We start from the raw sequence: 18645 nt of genomic DNA, 5'->3' as shown, positions 1-18645 counted from the left end.
ACATGAGGCAGGGGACATGAGACCGACGCGCCGGCGCACCTGGGTGTGCCCGCACTGCTTCCGCAACGTCACCAGGGCGCAGATCACGTACGTCTGCGTGAGCGGCACCGCCGCCTGCGCCGAGGACCGGGGCCTGGCGTCCGCCGACCCCCGGGCCGGTTCGGCGGTGTGCCGCACCTGCGGCCGCACCGCCACCCGGCTGCGCTGCACGGCCTGCGGGGGCCGGCTGCCGGAGGGCTATCTGCGCACCCCCGGGAAACTGGTCGCGCTCGCGGGCCCCGTCGGCTCGGGCAAGAGCACCTACATCGCCGTCCTCGTGCACGAACTGCTGCACCGCCTCGGCGCCGAACTCGACGCGGCCCTGCTGCCCTGCGACGACGACACCATGGCCGACTACCACGAACGCTACGAGCGGCACCTGTACGAGCAGCAGCACACCGTCCCCAAGACCGCCGAGCACGACGGCGGCCGGCCCCTGGTGCACCGCCTCGGCCGCACCCGGCGGGGCCGCTTCGGGCGCGCCCGCGACCACGTGCTGACCCTGGTGTTCCTCGACACCGCGGGCGAGCACTTCACCTCACGGGACCGCATGGAGACGCAACTGCGCTACCTCACCGCGGCCGACGCCGTCGTCGTCCTCGTCGACCCGCAGGACCTGCCCGGCGCCCCGCTGAACGGCGGCCACGGGGTGCCGGACCGGTCGGGCGAGGTACTGGCGCGGGTGCTCGGCCACCTGGGCGGCAGCGGGAAGGTCACCGTTCCGGTCGCCGTCGCCCTCACCAAGGCCGACCTGCTGTGGCCGCACCTGCCGGACAACTCCGCCCTGCACCGCACCCGCCGCCCCGGACCCGTCTTCGACGCCGACGACCGGGCCGCCGTCCACACCGAACTCCAGGCCCTGCTCAGCCGCTGGCAGGAACACCAACTCGACGCGCGGCTGCGCCGGTTCTGCACCGACTACCAACTGTTCGCCCTCTCCATGCTCGGCACCGCGCCCCAGCGTGGCGGCCGCCTCGGCCACGGCGGCGTCGTCCGGCCGCACCGCGTGGAGGACCCCCTGATGTGGCTGCTGCACCGCTTCGGCGTCCTCGACCGGGGACGGGGATGACCGGCATGGCCGGACAGGCTCACCACACCTCCGCCCCGCCGTCGGCCGCCGGCCGGCACGGCGGCTTCCGCTTCACCGCCGTCTCCCCGGCGGCCCGCCCCGCGCTCGGCGTCCTGAGCCCCCTGACCGGGTACACGCCCCCGCCGGGCGCCGTCCGGCCCGCCGACCATCCGGTGGCCTTCGCCTACGACCGCCCCGACGACGACACGGCCGTCCTCACCCGCACCCGGTTCACCGGCCGGGACTACACCGGACGCCTCGGCAACCACTTCTGCCACGCCCTGTGCGCCGCCCCGGAGGAACTGGCGGGCCTGCGCCCCGTCGAGCTGTGGGACACCCCGCAGCGGGCGCCGTCCCCGGCGCCCGACGACGGCCACGCCCTGCCCGACCTCGCCGAACTCGTGCCCGGGAGCGCCGTCGGCCCCGACCGCGTCCGCCGGCTGCTGGACGCCACCGGTGAGACGGGAGTCCGCCTCCTGGAACGGCTGCTCACCGCGGCCCTGCGGGCACTGGCCGGCGAGGGCGCGGGCGCCTGCCTGGTCTCCGCGGATCCGGAACGCGTCGTCGACTGGATCGCCGCGGTCTCCTACACCCTCCCGGCGGGCCTGACCGCCCGGCTGACGTTCACGACGTACACGGCCCGCCCGGAGGACGACCACCGTCATCTGACCGGCACGCGGCCGGAAACGGCGGGGCGGGCGCCGGCCCCGGTGTTCGATCTCGACGGGCTGCGGCAGGACGGAGCTCCGGAGCCGTGCGCGACGGCGCGCTTCCTCGCGCGCGCGTGGGCCGGCGGGCGGCTGGACGTGGTGGACGCCGTGGCCGACCTGTGGGACGCGGCTCCGGACCAGGGCGCCCGGGCGGGCGTACGGCGGCTGCGGGCCGCCTGCGCACTGCTCGCACCGGACGGCACGGCCGTGGCACCGGCCGGGGAACCGACCGGGGAACCGATCGGGGAACCGACCGGGAGGGACTCGCCGGACTGCGGCCTCGCGGACTCCGGATTCGCGGACTCCGGATTCGCGGACTCCGATTTCGCGGACTCCGGCCTCGCGGGCTTCGTACGGGCGGTGGCGGAGCTGCGGCCGCAGGCGGCGGGTGTCCCGCCCGAGCGGGTACGGGACGCGGCCGAACGCCACCTCGCGACCCTGACGGCACCGCTGGGCGACGTGCGGGCCGCGCTCGCGCCGCTGCCCGAGCCCTACCGGGGTGCCGTCCTGGCGGGGCTGCTCACCGCCCTCGAGGCGGCCGCAGCCGAGTCGCGGGCCGAGGTCCTGGACGCCGAGGCGTGCGCCTTCCTCGCCTCCCTCGCCGACGGCGCGCCGGGCGAGGAACAGGACCTGCTCGCCCGAGCCCCCCGCACCGCGCTGCACGCACTGCGCCGGGCCCCCGGAGAGCCGCGCCGGGCCGGCCTGCGGATCCTGCGGCTCCACCGGCGGGGACTGTGGGAGGAGACGGAGACCTACGAGGCGCTGCGAGACCTGGTGCACGCCGAGGAGCCGGAGCCCGAGCGGGAACGGGAACGGGAACGGGAACGGGGACCACGGCCGCTGCCGTGGCGGCGCGGGCACGCCCGGGAGAGGGAGTGAGCCGTGGCCAACCCCGCCGCTCTGCTCATCATGATCGTCCTGCTGGCCGCGCTGACCGTCGCCCACGGTCTGCTGGTGACCCTGCCGCGTCTCGTGCTGTCCCAACTGGGCATCGTCTGGCGGACGTTCGGTACGGCCGCGGCCGTCGCGGCGGCCCCCGACGGCGAACCTGCCGTCCCCGCCTACTTCCGCGTCACCGCGCTGCGGGACCTGCGCGCGGCCTGGTGGGACGGTCTCGACGAGCACACCCGGCTGGTCGGCGACGCCGAGCGGTTCGTGGAACACTGCGTGGCAGGGTTCGCCCGCCAGTCGCGGCACGGCCCGACCTGGGGACAGCGTTTCCTCACGGCCGTCATGGCCCCGGTCCTCGTCGTCTCGATGACCGCCGCCGTCCTGACCGCGACCGCGCTGAGCATCCTCCCGCTGCTCTCCTCGCTCCTGTGCTGGGCCCTGTGCCGCGCGCTGTGGGCCCTGTGGTGGCTGATCTGGGCCGCGGTCGACCGGGCGGGCCGCGCACTGCGCCCCGGTCCGGCCCCGTGCCCGTACGCCGACTGCGGACGCACCGTCGAGCTGCCGGTACGCCTGTGCCCCCGCTGCGGCGCCCGGCACGCCGCGCTGACCCCGAACCGGTACGGCGCGCTGCACCACCGCTGCCGTTGCGGCACCCGCCTCCCCGCCGTCCTCGGCGTCCGCCGCCTGGACGCCTGCTGCCCGCACTGCCGGAACCCGCTGCCCGCCGGATACGAGCGGGCCCGCGTGGTGGTACTCGTCGGCGGCCCGCCCGCGCAGCGCACCGGCGTCCACCGGCAGGGCCTGACCGCACTGGGCGCCCCGCCCGGGAGCGAACCGCCGCTGGTACGCGCGGGCCGCTCGCCCCTGCTGTGGTTCGACCCGTCCGGTGACGCCTACCGCAGCCAGGAGTCGGTGGCCCGGCTGGAGATCCTGGGCCGGGCCGACGGGCTGCTGCTGGTGGTGGACGACCCGGCCGCGCACAGCGCCGCCGTGCACGCCGTCACCCGCGTCCTGCACGTCGTGAACGCCCTGCCCGCGCGCCGCCGCCCACGCCGTCTCGCGCTGCTGTACACCCGGGCCGCCCAGGGCGACGACACCGCCGTACGCGCCGAGTTGGCGGCGGCCGACGGCGGCCATCTGCTGCGCGCCCTCGACGCCACCGGCATCCCGGTGCGCTGCGTCCCGGCCTCCGCGCTCGCCGGGGTCCCGCAGTGGCTGGCCGGGACGCGCGGCACCCCGGGCCCGGGCGGGACCGTCGCCCCACCGCCCGTGCGCCGTCCCGGAGGTGCCGTGGTGCGGCTGCCGCGCCACCGCGTGCCCCGCCACGGACTGCTGCTCGCCCACCTCGCCGGGTTCGTGGCCGTGCCGCTCGTCCTGGTCCTGCTGCAGGCGGGCGCCCTGCCACCGCGGGCGCTGCTCGGTCTGCCCGCCGCCTACGACAAGTGGCGCCATCCGCTGACCAGTTCCGTACACCAGGTCGACCTCATGGCCGCCGCGACCCCCGACTGGCCGCGACTGAGCGCCAGTTACGCGGACCCGGGACACCCGCCCTCGGCGGCGCTGCCCGGGCACACCGGATACTGGTCGGTCACCGGCGCGCCGAAGACCGACAACTGGCTGCGCGTCGACTTCGGGATGTCGCTGCCGCTGAGCGAGGTCTCGGTCGACTTCGACCCGGACACCGTCGAGGGCATCCTCTCGCCGCGGTTCGACCTCGAGGGCCAGGTCGGCGCGCGTACCGTCTGGAGTCTCGACTCCGGTGACTGGCACGCCCGCACGGTGGGAGGCGGCAAGTACGGCCTCGCCAGGACGTACGGCTACGACATCCCCTACCGGCACACCGTCGACTCGCTGCGCATCGGTGTCGGCTCCTCGTGGGACAAGGACGACAAGAACGAGCAACGCCTGCGCGAGTTCAACATCCGCTGGACCAGCTCCGACGCCCTGCGCCTGCACCCGGCCGACGGCGGACGGCTCCGCGTCGAGAACACCACCGCCCGCGACCTCGCCATCGTCGTACGGCCGCCCCTGCTGCCCGCGGGCTGGCACGCCACGCTCGTGGGACGCCCGCCGCGCGTGCTGCGGGCCCAGGACACGTACGAGGCGCGCTGGCGGATCACGGCACCGGGCGACGCTACGGGCCACGCCCCGGCCGCCTACGCCGTCGACGCCACCGAGGACGGGCACACGGTCACGTCCCGCTGCCTGGCCCTGCTCACGGCCGCCGGAGCGTCCGAGTCACTCTGCTGAGGGCCGGGGCCCTGTCCCGTGCGTCCAGCGCGGCCCGGCGAACCCGGCCAGCGCGCTGCCGAGCCGGTCGTCGATCTGCGGGGTGAGGCCGAGCGGCAGCACCAGGTACCAGCCGTCGCCCAGGCGGGAGCGGCGCGGTGGGCGCGGGGCGTCGGGGGCCGGCCGGACCTGGAGCGCGTAGAAGCCCGCGTCCCGGCCCCGGAAGATCACCCGGCGCACGGTGATCTCCTCCACGTGCCGCCAGGTGTAGGACCGGCGCCTGCGCCCGGTGACGGAGGTGACGCCGTCCCGGGTGACCTCCAGCTCGATCCGCCGGCGCGGCATCAGGAACCCGATCACGGTGACCAGGACGCCGAGGAACGGCAGGAACAGCATCGCCGCCCAGGCGGGGAGCTGGTGCCACTGACCGGTCACGGTGAAGCGCACCAGGAAGACGGCCATGAGCGGGCCCAGCACCGCCCAGTGGGCCAGCGGCAGCCTGCGGGAGCGCCCACGGAGGTGGTAACGGTCCGCGGTGCTCTGCACGGTGAAGTGCCGCGCGTCCGCGAGCGCGGGGACCCGCGGCGGCTCCGGTACGGCCGCCGTGCCGCGCTCCCGGGCGCGCCGCTCCGCCAGATGCTCCTGGAGCCTGCGGTTGCGGAACCGGTACGTGCCGCCCGACAGTTGCAGCAGGCCCGCCGTCCGCGCGTCCCCGAGGAAGGTCATCAGCGCCCAGGGCACCCGTCCGGTCGCCGCCAGCGAGCACTTGGCGAGGATCCAGCGGCTCCACGGACTGAGCAGCACGAACATCGCGGACGCACCGGCCCAGGCCCCGAACGCCGGCCACCAGCTGCCCGAACCGCGCGGGTCGAGCCAGAAGAACGAACCGGCGCCGGCGCCGATGAGGGGGGCCACGAGCGTCACCGTCGTGACGAGCGCGGTCTGTTCGCCGCGCAGGAGTTCGCCGGGGGTGGCGGCGTCCACCGTGTCGGCGGGCGCCGCGTACACGACCATCAGCAGGATCGGCAGCACGGTACCGATCGCGAGCATGACCAGGGCCGGGTCCGGCGTCCAGAAGGCGTACAGCCCGAGGAGGAGGACGACGAGGGCGGGGCCGCCGGTGAGCGCCGCGAGGCGGACCTGCGGGCCGACCCGCGCGTGCCGGTCGACGGAGCGCAGGGCGTGGATGAACAGCAGCGGGTTGGCGCTGCGGCGGGGCTCGGCGAGCCGCTGGCCGAACCAGCCCGCGGTGACGGACCGGGCGAGCGCCGCCAGGACGACCCCGAACATCACGTCGGTCGTGACACTGATGTCGCCCAGCCCGGAGCTTTGCGCATAACCGGACATGGGCGCCCGGATGACGAACGAGAGCAGGATGCCGGCCGCCATCAGCGCGGGCACCGCGAGCAGCCGCGGCAACGGCGCCGCGTACAGCCGCCACCAGGCGAGCTCGGACTCCTCCCGGCGGCTGAGCAGCAGCGCCAGGTACGACAGCCAGGCGTCGGCCCGTTCGGTGTCCCAGGCGCGGGGCGGGTGCAGCCGGCCGGGCTCCGGCGGCCGGGCCGGAAACGCGGCGGGCACGATCCGGTCGAGCAGGTGCGCCTCGACGGCCTCCCGGGTGGGGAAACGCCCCCGGTCCGCCAACTCGCCCGGATCGGCCGGAGTTTGCTCGTAGGAGCGGCGCACCAGCCACACCATCAGGGGACTGGTCAGGGCCCACGAGACCGGTGCGGAGGGCTGGGCGCGGAGGGTGTCCAGCAGACCGGCCCAGGCGTCGGCGCGGGCCCGCGGCCGGGCCCTGCGCAGGTAGTCGGCCACCTCGTCCGGGCGCAGCGGCAGCGACTCGATGACCGTGGCGTGCCGCAGGCCCCTGCCCTGCCCGTCGAGTTCGGCGTACTCGGCGGTGCGGGAGACGAGCACGGCGTCCCCGTCGCCGCCGAGGCCGGAGTTGAGGACGTCGAGGACCTCGGCGCGGCGGTGCCGGGGGAGTTCGTCGAGGCCGTCGAGGACGGGCAGCACCCGCCGGTCGAGCACCAGCCGGCGGGCCGGGTGCACGCCGTCCACGGGCGGCAGACCGGGGTGGTCCTGGTGCAGCCGGTCCACCAGCCACTCGGTCAGCGACTGCCGCCGGGTGTCCCAGGACTCCAGCGACAGCACGAGCGGGATCGGTACCTCGTGCTCGCCCTGGGTGAGCCGACGGGCGAGCAGTTCGAGGGTGAGCAGCACGGACAGGACGGTCTTGCCGGACCCCGCGGTGCCGAGCACGACCAGCCGCCGCCGGGGGCCGAGCCGCAGGAACGCCCCGGCGATGGTGTCCGTACCGGAGCCCGCCGGGATGTACTCCCCGGCGGACGTCACCCGGTGGCTGGGCGTCCAGCGCACGGGCAGCGGCTGTGGGTCGGTCATGTCCCAGGCGTCGGCCTCGGCCCGCCAGCGGTACAGCAGGCTGCGCGCGAGTCTCCGCTCGGCCGCCGCCAGCGGGGCGTCGTCATCGGGAGCGTCCACCCGCAGGCTGATGTTGAGGTCGCCCTGGAGGATCCCGATCTGGATCAGGTACTCGGCAGTGCAGTCGACCGCGGTGTTGGTGATCTCCGGCCGACCGCCCGACCCCGTCTGCCTCGACATCTACGCCCGCCCCCGTCGTCGCCCTTCCCACTGTACTCATCGTCACCACGCCGTCACTGATGCCGGCTCAGGATTCCGTCGGCTTCCCGTGCAGCCGCACCGTGCTGAGGATCTTCATGACCGTCGAGTCCGGCAGCTCGCCCTTCACGCCCCTGGCGCCGAACAGGCACCACGCGACGAGGCCACCCGCGGAGTTCCGGAAACCGAAGGCGACGGCCTTGCCGTCGGTCGCGCACTTGTCCTTCTGGGGCGTGTTCTCGGACCGGGCCCAGGCGATGCTGCCCTCGACGCCGGACCTGGTCGTGTACGGCTTCGCCGTCCTGCCGGAGACGATGCTCTTCCTGTCGGGCTGCGTGTAACCGGCGTACACCCACGCGCGCGCCTGGCGCAGGGCGGCATCGCCGGTGCCCTTGGCCCCCTTGGCCCCCTTGGTGCCCGCCACCGCCAGCGCGGTGCTCTCCACGCGCCCGTCCTTGTCGGTGTCGGACAGGCACAGGTTGTCCCGGTAGATCGCCGGAGCGCTCATGGCGATGAGGAACTTGCCCCCGCTCTCGGGCCCTCCGTCGTCGGCCTTGGGGTCGTCGAAGCCGAGCAACAGGCCCGGCGACCTGACGTCCCAGTCCGGCGGCACATCGAAGGCCGTGCCCCACTCGGGGTTGACGACGACCTTCCACCCCGGGACGGTCGGCTTCTCCGCCACGCCGCCGGACGCCGATGCCGTCGCACTGTGCGGCGCACCCGCCGACGCCTTCGTGCTGCTGCCGCCGCCGGCGTCGCCGTCCCCCAGGAGCAGCGAGCCGGCGACACCGCCGACCACGATCACGGCCATGGCCGCAGCGACCGCAACGGCCTTCGCCCGATTCCCACCACCCCCGCCGCCCGACGGCTGTCCTGACCGCATGGTCAGCCACCATAGTCCGGGCCTTCCCGAGGGCACCGTCCATGAGGGCGCAGTCGGCCACGGGGTCGTGTGCCACCGACGGCGTCGGGTGATCCGGCTCAGTCGCCGAGGGTGAACGCGAGGCCGCCCGCGCGCAGTTCTTCCTCGGTCTGGGTGAGGCCGCCACGGTGGGAGATCTCGACCGTGTAGAACTTCGAGCCCGGCGTGATGTCGTCGACGGTGAAGGGAAACTCGCAGCCCTGCTCCGTCTTCTCCCCGAGCCCCAGGCTGCCCATCGCGACGAGGGTTCCGTCGGCGTCGGTGACGGTGACCTGCGTGCCGAAGCCGATGTCGGAGTAGCCGCCGGTGCCGGAGCACAACTCCCCGGCGTCGAGACCCGCACCGATCCCGGCGACGGTGAGGGTCCCGTCGGTGCTGAACGGCCCGTCCGCCCCCTCGGCCCGTCCGGCGGTCGCGGAACGGGGACCGCCCGCACCGGCCGCGGGCGCGCCGGCCTCCTCGCCGCCGACGAGTGAGACCCCCGTCCAGCAGGCCCCCACCACGGCGGCCCCGAGACCGGCACCGATCACGAGGACGGCGCCGCGCGACAGTCGCGACCAGCGGGAGACGGAGATGGCCGGCGGGTGGTCGGGCAGGGCGGGGACCGAGTCTGCGGCCGCTTCCCAGACCGTTTCCGTCACCGTGTCCGGGGCCGGATCCGGTCCCGGGGGAGGGGTGTGAGGCTGCTGCTCCGGGGTGGACATCGCGGGGCTTCCTCTCTGCACGAAGGCGAGGCGGTACGGGGATGCGGCAGGCGAGTGGAGGGGTGGGGGGGGGGGGCGGGGGGCCCCCGGCCCCCCCCCCCGGGGGCGCCCCCGGCCCCCCCCCCCCCCGCGGGGGGCGGGGGGGGGGGCGGCCCCCCGGGGGGGGGGGGGGGGGGGGGGGGGGGGCGCCCCCCCCCCCCCCCCCCCGCCCGTGGTCCGCCGCGTCCCCCCACGAGCGCGGCGGCGTACGGGGGCCGGTCAGCCGACCTTGGTCCACTTCTGGCAGCCGTTGGTCTCGAAGTACTCGCCCTTGTTCACCGTCACGCGGCCCTGCCCCTGGAGGTTGGCGTTGGCGATGATCGCCTCGAACTCCCCGGAGGCGTCCTTGGTGCGGGCCCAGTAGCAGTTCTCGATGAGGCTGTCGGGGTCCGGCCCGGCGGTCTTGTAGGTGCCGGCCCGCATGTCCTCGCCGACGAGGTACTGGCCGTCGCCCTCGACCGTGGTGGCCGCTCCGGGTTTCTTGGCAGGCTTCGGCTTGACCGTGACCTTCTTGGTGACCGTGACGGCCGGCTTCGGCTCGGCGCCCCCGCCGCTCTCGGCGGCCGCCGTCTTGGTGACGGTGACGGCCGGGGCGGGGGCGGCGGAGTCGTCCGTACCGCCGGAGTCCCCGTCGTTGCCGATGCCGACGCCGACCATGAGCGCGACGAACGCGGTCGCGCCGTGCGTGAGCCAGGCCTTGCGGCGCGACGGCTTCGGCCCCGTCGGCTGCCCCGTCGCATACGGACCGACACCGGCCGGCGGGCCCGGCACGGGCGGTGCGGCGTTCCAGCTCGGTGCGCCGCCGGGCCCGGAGGGCTGCGGAGTGCTGGGCGGGACGGGCGGCGTGTGGTCCATCGTGGCGATCCTTCGCTCGGTGTCGTGGCTGGCGGTCACCACAAGGTGCCCGCTGCTCCGGGGCGACGGCGATGAAGACCCTGATAACCCGTATTATCAGCCGAGTTCACACTCGACTTCCCGGCTCGCTGTAGATTGCTGCTGCCTCCCCGTGAAGACGGGGGGACCACGAGACACGGAGGCGGCAACGCCGGGTGTCGACGACCCAAGGGGAGCAAGGGGAGAAGGGGGACACGTCCGATGACCACGCACACGGCCGCGAAGACGCCCTCCGCCATCCTGCCCGAGATGCCGACCTGGCGGATGACATACGCCGAGATCGCCGCTCTCGCCCAGGTCAAGCGCCCGGTGCCCACCACCTGGGCCCGCCGCCACTCCGACTTCCCCGTGCCCGTCGCCCACGAGGACGGACGCCCCCTGTTCGACGCCCGCGCCGTCGTCGACTGGCTCGCGTCGACCGGCCGTGGCAACACCGACCCGCGCCGGCTCCGTGCGGAGCTGGCCCTGCACACCCTGGCCGCCTGGCGCACCCCGTCGCTGCCCGCGTCCGTGCTGGTCGGCGCGCTGACCTCGCTGGTCTGCCTGCACCAGCAGCTCGACGCCCCGGTCGCCGACGGCCGCCCCTGGAACACCGTCCTGGAACGGGCCGCCGACCTCGACCCCGACGACCGGTTCCTCCTCTCCGAGCTGCGCGCCCTGCCCGACCCGGAGCACACCGGCCCGGCCCTCGCCGCCCTCGCCGACGAACTGATCGACGCCGCCTACAACCCCGCCGAGGCCTTCGACTGGATCCTCCAGGCCTGCCACCGCCTCGGCTCCCGCGACCTGGCCGCCGACGAGCCCACCCCGGCCGTGGTCCGCGCCCTCGTCGCCCTGTCCGGCGTCGACACCCTCGCCGAGGGCGCGGTGATCGCCGTCCCGCACGCCCGCACCGGCGACCTCCCCGCCGCCCTGCACGACCACGCCCCCGAGGAGTCGGCGCACGTCTACCTCGCCGCCGACCCCGACCCGGCCCGGGTGCGCCTGGTGCGCCGGCGGATGCTGGTGCGCGGGGTGTACGAGTTCCGGCTCGACGTCGCCGAGGGCGAGGAGCTGTCCGCCGAAGAGGACGAGTGGGGCTCCCCGGACCTCCTCGTCTGCGCCCTGCCCTACGAGGCCGCCGAGACCCGCGACCCGGTAGCCGTCCTGGAGCAGGTCGCCGCCCTCACCGACCACCTCGGCCCCGGTGCCGTCGCCGTCGTCCTCGGCCCAGCCGACGTCCTCACCGGCCCGCTCGCCCGGCACGGTGACGCCGACCGCCTGCGCCGCTCTTTCCTGAAGCCGGGTTTACTCAAGGCCGCGATCAGCCTCCCCGACGGCGCCTACGCCTACCGCCCCGGCTACCGCACGGCGGTCTGGGTCCTCGCGCGCGTCCCCGAGGACCAGCGCACCGGCCTCGTCCTCCTGGCCGACTATTCCGCCCAGCCGCTCACCGGGCCCGTCCTCGACGGCCTCGCCGAGGACATCGCGATATGGCGCACCTCCGGCTGGACCCCCGACCCGCGCCACGAACCCCGCCACGCCGCCATCGTCCTCGGCACCCACCTCGACGAGCGCCCCGGCGCCGCGCTCACCCCGCAGCACCGCACGCTCGCCGCCCGCCACACCCGGACGGTCGTCGAACGCCCGGCGGTCATCGCGGACCTGGAACGCCACCTGAGCGAGCTTCAGGAGCGTGCGCGGGACGCCGAACTCCGGCTGCACGCCCAGGCGGAGCTGCGCCCCGAGAGCCGGCCGGTACGCCGTACGTCCGTCGGCAGCCTCCTGCGCACCCGCCGCCTGCGCCGCCGCCCCGGCCACCGCTTCGCCCCCGAACACCTCACCCCCGACGGCCACTACCCGGTCCTCACCCCCGAGGAGATCCTCGGCACCGCCCGCATCGGAAGCCGCCGCATGGACCGCGGCATCCTCCTGACCGCCTACGAGCACGCCCAGTTCACCGAGCCCGGCGACCTGGTGGTCACCGCGCACCCGCACTTCGGCGTCCACGTCGACACGGAGGGCGTCTCCCTGGTCGCGGCCCCGGCCCGCATCCTGCGCGTCCACCCCGACGCCGACCCGCCCGTACGACCCCGGGTGCTGGCCGCGCTGCTGCGGGCGGCCGCCGCCGAACACGCCCGCACCAGCGGCGCCGTCCGCGCGTCGCGCCGTATCGAGGACCTGGTCGTCCCCGACCTGAGCCGGGCCGAGGCCGACCTGTACGAGGCCGTCCTCACCGAGATCGAGAACCGGGCGGCGCTGCTGCGCGAGCAGACCGCCGCGCTCGACGACCTGACCCGCGTGATGGCGGCCGGCATGGCCGACGGCACGCTCACCATCCAGCACCTCCCGCACAACGACACCCACTGAAGGAGACGGCCCACCCGATGCCTCCACGCCAGAAGAAGCCCGCCGATCAGGCGGAGCTGTTCACCGCCTCCACCGCCAAGGAGATCCAGGACATCCTCTGGAAGGCGGCCGACAAACTGCGCGGCTCCATCGACGCCGCCCAGTACAAGGAGTTCGTCCTCGGCCTGATCTTCCTGAAGTACGTCTCGGACGCCTTCGAGGAGCGCCGCACCGAACTGGCCAAGGAACTCGTCGAGGACGGCATCTCCGAGGACCGTCTCGACGACTTCCTGGAGGACCGCGACGAGTACACCGGCGCCCACGTCTTCTGGGTCCCGGAGACCGCCCGCTGGTCCTGGATCGCCGCCAACGCCAAGGCCCAGGGCGTCGGCAAGCTCCTGGACGAGGCGATGGACGCCATCATGCGGGAGAACGCCTCCCTCACCGGCGTCCTCCCCAAGATCTTCAACCAGGACCGCGTCGACCAGAAGCGCCTCGGTGAACTCGTCGACCTGATCAGTGACGCCCGCTTCGGCGGCAGCGAGGACAAGCCGGCGCAGGACCTGCTGGGCGAGGTGTACGAGTACTTCCTCGGCAACTTCGCGCGGGCGGAGGGCAAGCGGGGCGGCGAGTTCTACACGCCGAGCTCCGTCGTCCGACTGATCGTCGAGATCCTGGAGCCGTACGAGGGGCGGGTCTACGACCCGGCGTGCGGCTCGGGCGGCATGTTCGTCCAGGCGGCCAAGTTCATCGAGGCGCACCGAGGCAAGGGCCACAAGACCGACATCTCGATCTTCGGCCAGGAGCTGAACGAGCGCACCTGGCGCCTGGCCAAGATGAACCTCGCCATCCACGGCATCGACGGCAACCTCGCCGCCCGCTGGGGCGACACCTTCGCCGACGACAAGCACGCGGACCTCAAGGCCGACTACGTGATGGCCAACCCGCCCTTCAACATCAAGGACTGGGCGAGGGACGAGACCGACCCGAGGTGGAAGTACGGGGTCCCGCCGAAGAACAACGCCAACTACGCCTGGCTCCAGCACATGATCTCCAAGCTGGGGGAGAGGGGAACGGCCGGCATCGTCCTGGCGAACGGCTCGATGAGCTCCCAGTCGAGCGGGGAGGGGGAGATCAGGCAGGCGCTGGTCGAGGCCGACCTGGTGGCGTGCATGGTGGCGCTGCCGTCGCAGCTCTTCCGTACGACGCAGATCCCGGCGTGCCTGTGGTTCCTGTCCAAGGACAAGTCGCCGCAGGGCGCGCGACGGCTGGACGACCGGCGGGGCGAGATCCTGTTCATCGACGCCCGGTCAGTGGGCGAGATGGCCGACCGCACGGAACGCATCTTCACGGAGGCCGACGTCCGGAAGATCGCCGACGCCTATCACGCGTGGCGTGGCACGGCTTCGGCGCGCGAGGCGGGGCTGACCTACGAGGACGTGCCTGGCTTCTGCTACTCGGCCGACCTGGAGAAGGTACGGGAGCACGGGTATGTACTGACGCCGGGGCGGTATGTGGGGGCCGTCGAGGCGGAGGAGGAGGACACGGAGGCTGTTGTCGACCGAATCAGCAAGCTGACCGAGGAACTGTACGAGCTGTTTGACAAGTCGGCGGAGTTGGAGAAGACGGTGCGCGAGCAGTTGGGGGGAATCGGTGTCTGAATGGAAAGAGGTTCCGCTTGAGGCGCTCTTGAACAGTACCATTTCATACGGAATTGTGCAGCCTGGGCAGGCTCAGGCGTCCGGTGTTCCTATTGTGCGGGTGAAGGATGTACGCAACGGCAGTGTGGACGTCGGAGAGCCGCTTCGAGTGTCGCCCGAGATTGAATCTAAGTATGTGAGGACGCGCCTTCAAGGCGGAGAGCTCCTTCTGACGTTGGTTGGTTCCACGGGACAGGTGGCGGTTGCCCCCCCAGAACTGGCTGGGTGGAATGTGGCCAGAGCTATCGGGGTGTTGCGTCCGAAGTCGGACGTTTCCCCTCGTTGGCTGCGGTACTATCTTGAATCCGAAGGTGCGCAGCGCTATATGCGAGACCGTCTCAATACGACGGTCCAGGCCACGCTGAATCTTAAGGACCTACGTATACTGCCGGTGCCTCTGCCGCCGAGGGTAGAACGTGATGCTGTGGTCGGTGTCATTGGGGCGCTGGATGACAAAATCGCCGTCAACGAGCGCATCGCCGCCACGGCTGTCGACCTGGCTGATACAGAGTTCCTTCGGGTAGCAAGCGGTCTCGTTCTCAGTGAGGAGACCTTCGGCTCCGTTGCCGGGGTCGCTGGCGGGGGAACTCCGAGCACCAAGGTGGACGAGTACTGGGGTGGAGACATCTGTTGGACCACTCCCTCCGACGTGACGGCTCTTGCTTCCCCCTATCTGTTCGAGACGAGCCGGAACATCACGGAACTGGGCCTTGATAACTGTGCCTCCCAGCTTTATTCCGCGCAATCCATCTTCATGACCTCTCGCGCCACTATCGGCGCCTTCGCGTTGCCGCAGGTTCCTGCAGCCGTCAATCAGGGGTTCATCGTGGTGCTGCCTCCGAGCGAGGAAATGCGTTGGTGGCTCCTGCATGAGATGCGCTCCCGTGTGGACGAGATGATCAGCTTGGCCAACGGTTCCACTTTCCTGGAGCTCAGCCGCAAGAACTTCAAGGCTATGCAGATCCGGTTGCCGCACGCGACGGAGATGGCGGTGTTCGCTCAGAAAGCCGCGGCCCTCCACGCTGCTGCTGCCCATGCCGCACAAGAGAACCGGGCCCTCGCCAGCCTCCGCGACACCCTCCTCCCCCAACTCATGTCCGGTCGCCTCCGCGTCAAGGACGCCGAGAAGATTGTCGAGGACGCCACATGACAGCGACGCATCACGACGGAAACGAGCCCGACGACACATCCCACCACCGCCCCACCGAAGCCGACTGGGAAGTCCTCGCCCTCGACGAACTGGCCGAACTGGCCTGGCTGCCGGCGTCCGGTAACGAGTTCGCGCCCGGGTCCGGGCACCGCAAGTCCTGGGACGACCTGATCCTCTACCCGGACCTCCGGGACGCGATCGAGCGCCTGAACCCGGACCTGCCCCCGGACGCCGTCCACGAAGCCGTCACGACCGCCGCCACCCCCGGCTCCCAGGACACCTACGAGGAGAACCGGGCCGCCCACCGCCACCTCACCACCGGCATACGCTCCGTCACCTACACCGACTCCTTCGGCGCCGAGCACAACCCCACGATCCGCCTCGTCGACCTGACCGACCCGGACGCGAACACCTACCGTGCCCTGAACCAGGTCACGGTGATCGACGGCGACAGGAATCGCCGCTTCGACGTCGTCCTGTACGTCAACGGCCTCCCCCTCGCCGTCATCGAGCTGAAGCGCGCCGGCGACGAGGACGCGACGCTCCAGACGGCGCACGCCCAAGTGGCGCGGTACGTCCAGGAGTTCCCGACCGCCTTCCGCTACAACACCGTCGTCCTGCTTTCCGACGGCATCACCGCGAAGTACGGCACGCCGTTCACCCCCTACGAGCACTTCGCCCCCTGGAACACGGACGAGTTCGGCGCCCGCGTCGACCCGCTCACCGCCGACGGCTTCGCGGAGTCGGGGCAGAACCTGGCGATCCACGGCCTGTTCACCCAGTCCCGCTTCCTCGAACTGGTCCACTCCTTCATCAACTTCGTCCCTTCGAAGCGGATGAAGCGCATCGCCAAGCCGCACCAGTACCACGCGGTCACCCGCGCCGCCGACGCCGTCCGCACGGCCTCGGCCAGCGACGGCAAGGCCGGCGTCGTCTGGCACACCCAGGGCTCCGGCAAGTCGGAGGAGATGGTCCTCACCACCACCCTGGTGATGCGGGACCCGGCCCTGCTGAACCCCACCGTCGTGGTCGTCACCGACCGCACGGACCTCGACGACCAGCTCTACTCGACGTTCCAGGAGAGCGAGATCCTCCCGGAGACGCCCAAGCAGGTCGTCACCCGCGCCGAACTCCGCGAGGAGCTGGCGGCGAAGAGGACGGGAGGGATCCTCTTCACCACGCTCCAGAAGTTCGGCAAGACGAAGGAGGAGCGGGAGTCGGGCACCGACCACCCGATGCTCTCCGACCGCCGGAACATCGTCGTGATCGTCGACGAGGCCCACCGCAGCCACTACGACGACCTCAACGGCCTCGCCCGTCACCTGCGCGACGCGCTCCCGCACGCCACGCTGCTCGCCTTCACCGGCACGCCCATCTCGGAGGCCGACCGCAACACCCGCGAGGTGTTCGGCGACTACATCGACGTCTACGACCTCAAGCGCGCCGCCGACGACGGCGCGACCGTGAAGGTCTACCACGAGAGCCGCGTGATCCAGCTCGTCCTGGACCGCGACATCGACCCGACCACCATCGACGAGGAGGCCGACCGGATCACCGACGGCCTCGACGACACCGAACGCCGCCGCGTCGAACAGGCCGTGGCGACGATGAACGCGATGTACGGCGCGCCGGCCCGCATAAGGGACCTCGCCGCCGACCTGGTGGACCACTGGGAGGCCCGCCGGGAACGGATGAAGCCGTTCGTCGGCGCCTCCGAGTCGGGCGGTGCGCCCGGCAAGGCGATGGTGGTGTGCGCGACCCGCGAGATCTGCGTCCGCGTCTACGACGCCCTGCGCGAGCTGCGGCCCGAGTGGCACAGCGACGAGTTCGAGAAGGGCACGATGAAGATCGTCTTCTCGTCGAACTCCCGCAAGGACTCGGACGCGCTGCTCGCCCACGCGCTGACCGACAGCCGCCGCAAGACGGTCATCAACCGGGCCAAGGACCCCGACGACGAGCTGGAACTGCTCATCGTCAACAACATGCTCCTGACCGGCTTCGACGCCCCGCCGATCCACACCATGTACCTGGACCGGCCGCTCAAGGGCGCCAACCTCATGCAGGCCCTCGCCCGGGTCAACCGCCGCTTTCGCGGCAAGGAGGACGGCCTCCTCGTCGGCTACGCCCCGCTGACCGAGAACCTCCAGCGGGCCATCGCCGAGTACACCGAGGCCGACCAGCGCGACCGCACCCTCGGCCAGGACGTCGAACGCGCACTGGACGAACTGCGCAACGAGTACGACGTCCTCACCGGCATCCTGCGCGGCTTCGCCTGGGAACCCCTGATCGACCGTCCCGGCCCCCGCGCCTTCGTCGACGCGGCCCTGAAGACCGCCAACCACCTGCGCGACCCCCGCACCCCCGGCAACAACCCCGACCAGCTCGACGACCCGCGCCAGACCCTGGGCCGCCGCTTCCGCGACCACGCCTACCGCCTGGAACGCTTCTGGGCGTTGGCGGGCAGCTCAAAGGAGGTCGGGAGCCGGTTCGCGGACAAGCCGGCCTGGAAGCGGCACATCCAGTTCTTCGCCGAGGTCCGCGCCTACATGGCCAAGCTGGACGCCATGGAGCGGGAGGCCCGCGGCCTACCCGTGGCCCGCGACGTCGAGCTCTACCTCGCCCAGCTCACCTCGTCGGTGGTGGAGACGGGCGGCGTGACCGACCTGTTCGCCGAAGCCGGGCTGGAGACCGCCGACCTCACCCACCTCACCGACGCGCTCGTCGCCCAGCTCCAGAACAGCGAGACCCCGCACCTGGCGGCCGAGGCCCTGCGGCGGCTCGTCGAGCGGAAGATGCGCGAGGTCACCCGGCACAACATCGTCCGGCAGACCACGTTCTCCGAACGCCTCCAGGACCTGATGGTGCGCTACATGCGCCAGCAGTACACCAGCGCCGAACTCATCGCCAAACTGGTCGAGATGGCCAAGGAGGTCGCCGCCGACGCCCGCCGGGGCGAGAAGTTCGACCCGCCCCTGAACTGGCGCGAACTCGCCTTCTACGACGCCGTCGCCGACCACGGCACAGCGCGCTCGCTGATGGGCGACGAGGTCCTGGCGGGCATCGCCCGCGAACTCGTCACCGAGGTCCGCCGCCAGCTCAAGCCCGACTGGATAGCCCGCGAGTCCGTCCGCGCCCGCCTGCGCAGCACCATCAAGCGCCTCCTGGCCCGCAACAACTACCCGCCGGACCAGCAGAAGGAGGCCATCGACCTGGTCCTCCGCCAGATGGAGCACTTCGCCAACGAGTGGTCCGTCAACGGGGTCCCGGAGAACTGAACGCGAAAGCCCTGCCGACCGAAACCCAGGCCGGCAGGGCTCTCACAACCGT

The 18645-nt window shown here is 72.6% G+C and carries 11 protein-coding genes; 7 read left to right on the top strand and 4 right to left on the bottom strand.

The annotated features are described in order from the left end of the window. Positions 1–16: 16 nt before the first annotated feature. The 3 genes from ACH4ZX_RS04530 to ACH4ZX_RS04520 are packed head-to-tail and all read left to right on the top strand — an operon-like array spanning position 17 to position 4959. Positions 17–1108 carry a hypothetical protein gene (locus ACH4ZX_RS04530; RefSeq protein WP_398267357.1) on the top strand — a complete coding sequence of 364 codons (1092 nt, stop codon included), beginning with the start codon at positions 17–19 and terminating at the stop codon, positions 1106–1108. A gap of 5 nt (positions 1109–1113) precedes the next feature. Next, positions 1114–2697: a hypothetical protein gene (locus ACH4ZX_RS04525; RefSeq protein ID WP_398267354.1), complete on the top strand. Its 1584-nt coding sequence runs from the start codon at positions 1114–1116 to the stop codon at positions 2695–2697. Positions 2698–2700: 3 nt separating this feature from the next. After that, entirely contained in the window at positions 2701–4959 is a 2259-nt protein-coding gene (locus ACH4ZX_RS04520) for a hypothetical protein (RefSeq protein WP_398267351.1), read from the top strand. Here ACH4ZX_RS04520 and ACH4ZX_RS04515 read toward each other — a convergent pair. From ACH4ZX_RS04515 to ACH4ZX_RS04500, 4 genes are all read right to left on the bottom strand, one after another. Then, positions 4948–7563: an NACHT domain-containing protein gene (locus ACH4ZX_RS04515; protein ID WP_398267348.1), complete on the bottom strand. Its 2616-nt coding sequence runs from the start codon at positions 7561–7563 to the stop codon at positions 4948–4950. The genes ACH4ZX_RS04520 and ACH4ZX_RS04515 overlap by 12 nt on opposite strands. 67 nt (positions 7564–7630) lie before the next feature. Continuing rightward, positions 7631–8392 carry a hypothetical protein gene (locus tag ACH4ZX_RS04510; protein ID WP_398267345.1) on the bottom strand — a complete coding sequence of 254 codons (762 nt, stop codon included), beginning with the start codon at positions 8390–8392 and terminating at the stop codon, positions 7631–7633. Between the two features lie 170 nt (positions 8393–8562). Next, positions 8563–9207 carry a hypothetical protein gene (locus ACH4ZX_RS04505; protein ID WP_398267342.1) on the bottom strand — a complete coding sequence of 215 codons (645 nt, stop codon included), beginning with the start codon at positions 9205–9207 and terminating at the stop codon, positions 8563–8565. A 258-nt stretch (positions 9208–9465) separates the two neighbouring features. Beyond that, the gene (locus ACH4ZX_RS04500) at positions 9466–10101 is read right to left on the bottom strand and encodes a hypothetical protein (protein WP_398267339.1); all 636 of its coding nucleotides are present in this window, start codon (positions 10099–10101) and stop codon (positions 9466–9468) included. 240 nt (positions 10102–10341) lie between these two features. Here ACH4ZX_RS04500 and ACH4ZX_RS04495 point away from each other — a divergent pair, with 240 nt between their 5' ends. From ACH4ZX_RS04495 to ACH4ZX_RS04480, 4 genes are read left to right on the top strand one after another with little or no spacing between them, the layout of a single operon-like run. Next, positions 10342–12489, top strand: a complete 2148-nt coding sequence (locus ACH4ZX_RS04495; RefSeq protein WP_398267336.1) for a hypothetical protein — start codon at positions 10342–10344, stop codon at positions 12487–12489. A 17-nt stretch (positions 12490–12506) separates the two neighbouring features. Beyond that, entirely contained in the window at positions 12507–14129 is a 1623-nt protein-coding gene (locus ACH4ZX_RS04490) for a type I restriction-modification system subunit M (RefSeq protein ID WP_398267333.1), read from the top strand. Further along, entirely contained in the window at positions 14122–15318 is a 1197-nt protein-coding gene (locus ACH4ZX_RS04485) for a restriction endonuclease subunit S (RefSeq protein ID WP_398267330.1), read from the top strand. The genes ACH4ZX_RS04490 and ACH4ZX_RS04485 overlap by 8 nt, the downstream gene beginning before the upstream one ends. After that, positions 15315–18593: a type I restriction endonuclease subunit R gene (locus ACH4ZX_RS04480; RefSeq protein WP_398267327.1), complete on the top strand. Its 3279-nt coding sequence runs from the start codon at positions 15315–15317 to the stop codon at positions 18591–18593. The genes ACH4ZX_RS04485 and ACH4ZX_RS04480 overlap by 4 nt, the downstream gene beginning before the upstream one ends. Positions 18594–18645 lie beyond the last annotated feature (52 nt).

Source organism: Streptomyces sp. NPDC020490 (assembly GCF_044335305.1).
Classification (GTDB): Bacteria; Actinomycetota; Actinomycetes; order Streptomycetales; family Streptomycetaceae; genus Streptomyces.
This window is presented reverse-complemented; position numbering and strand designations above follow the sequence as displayed.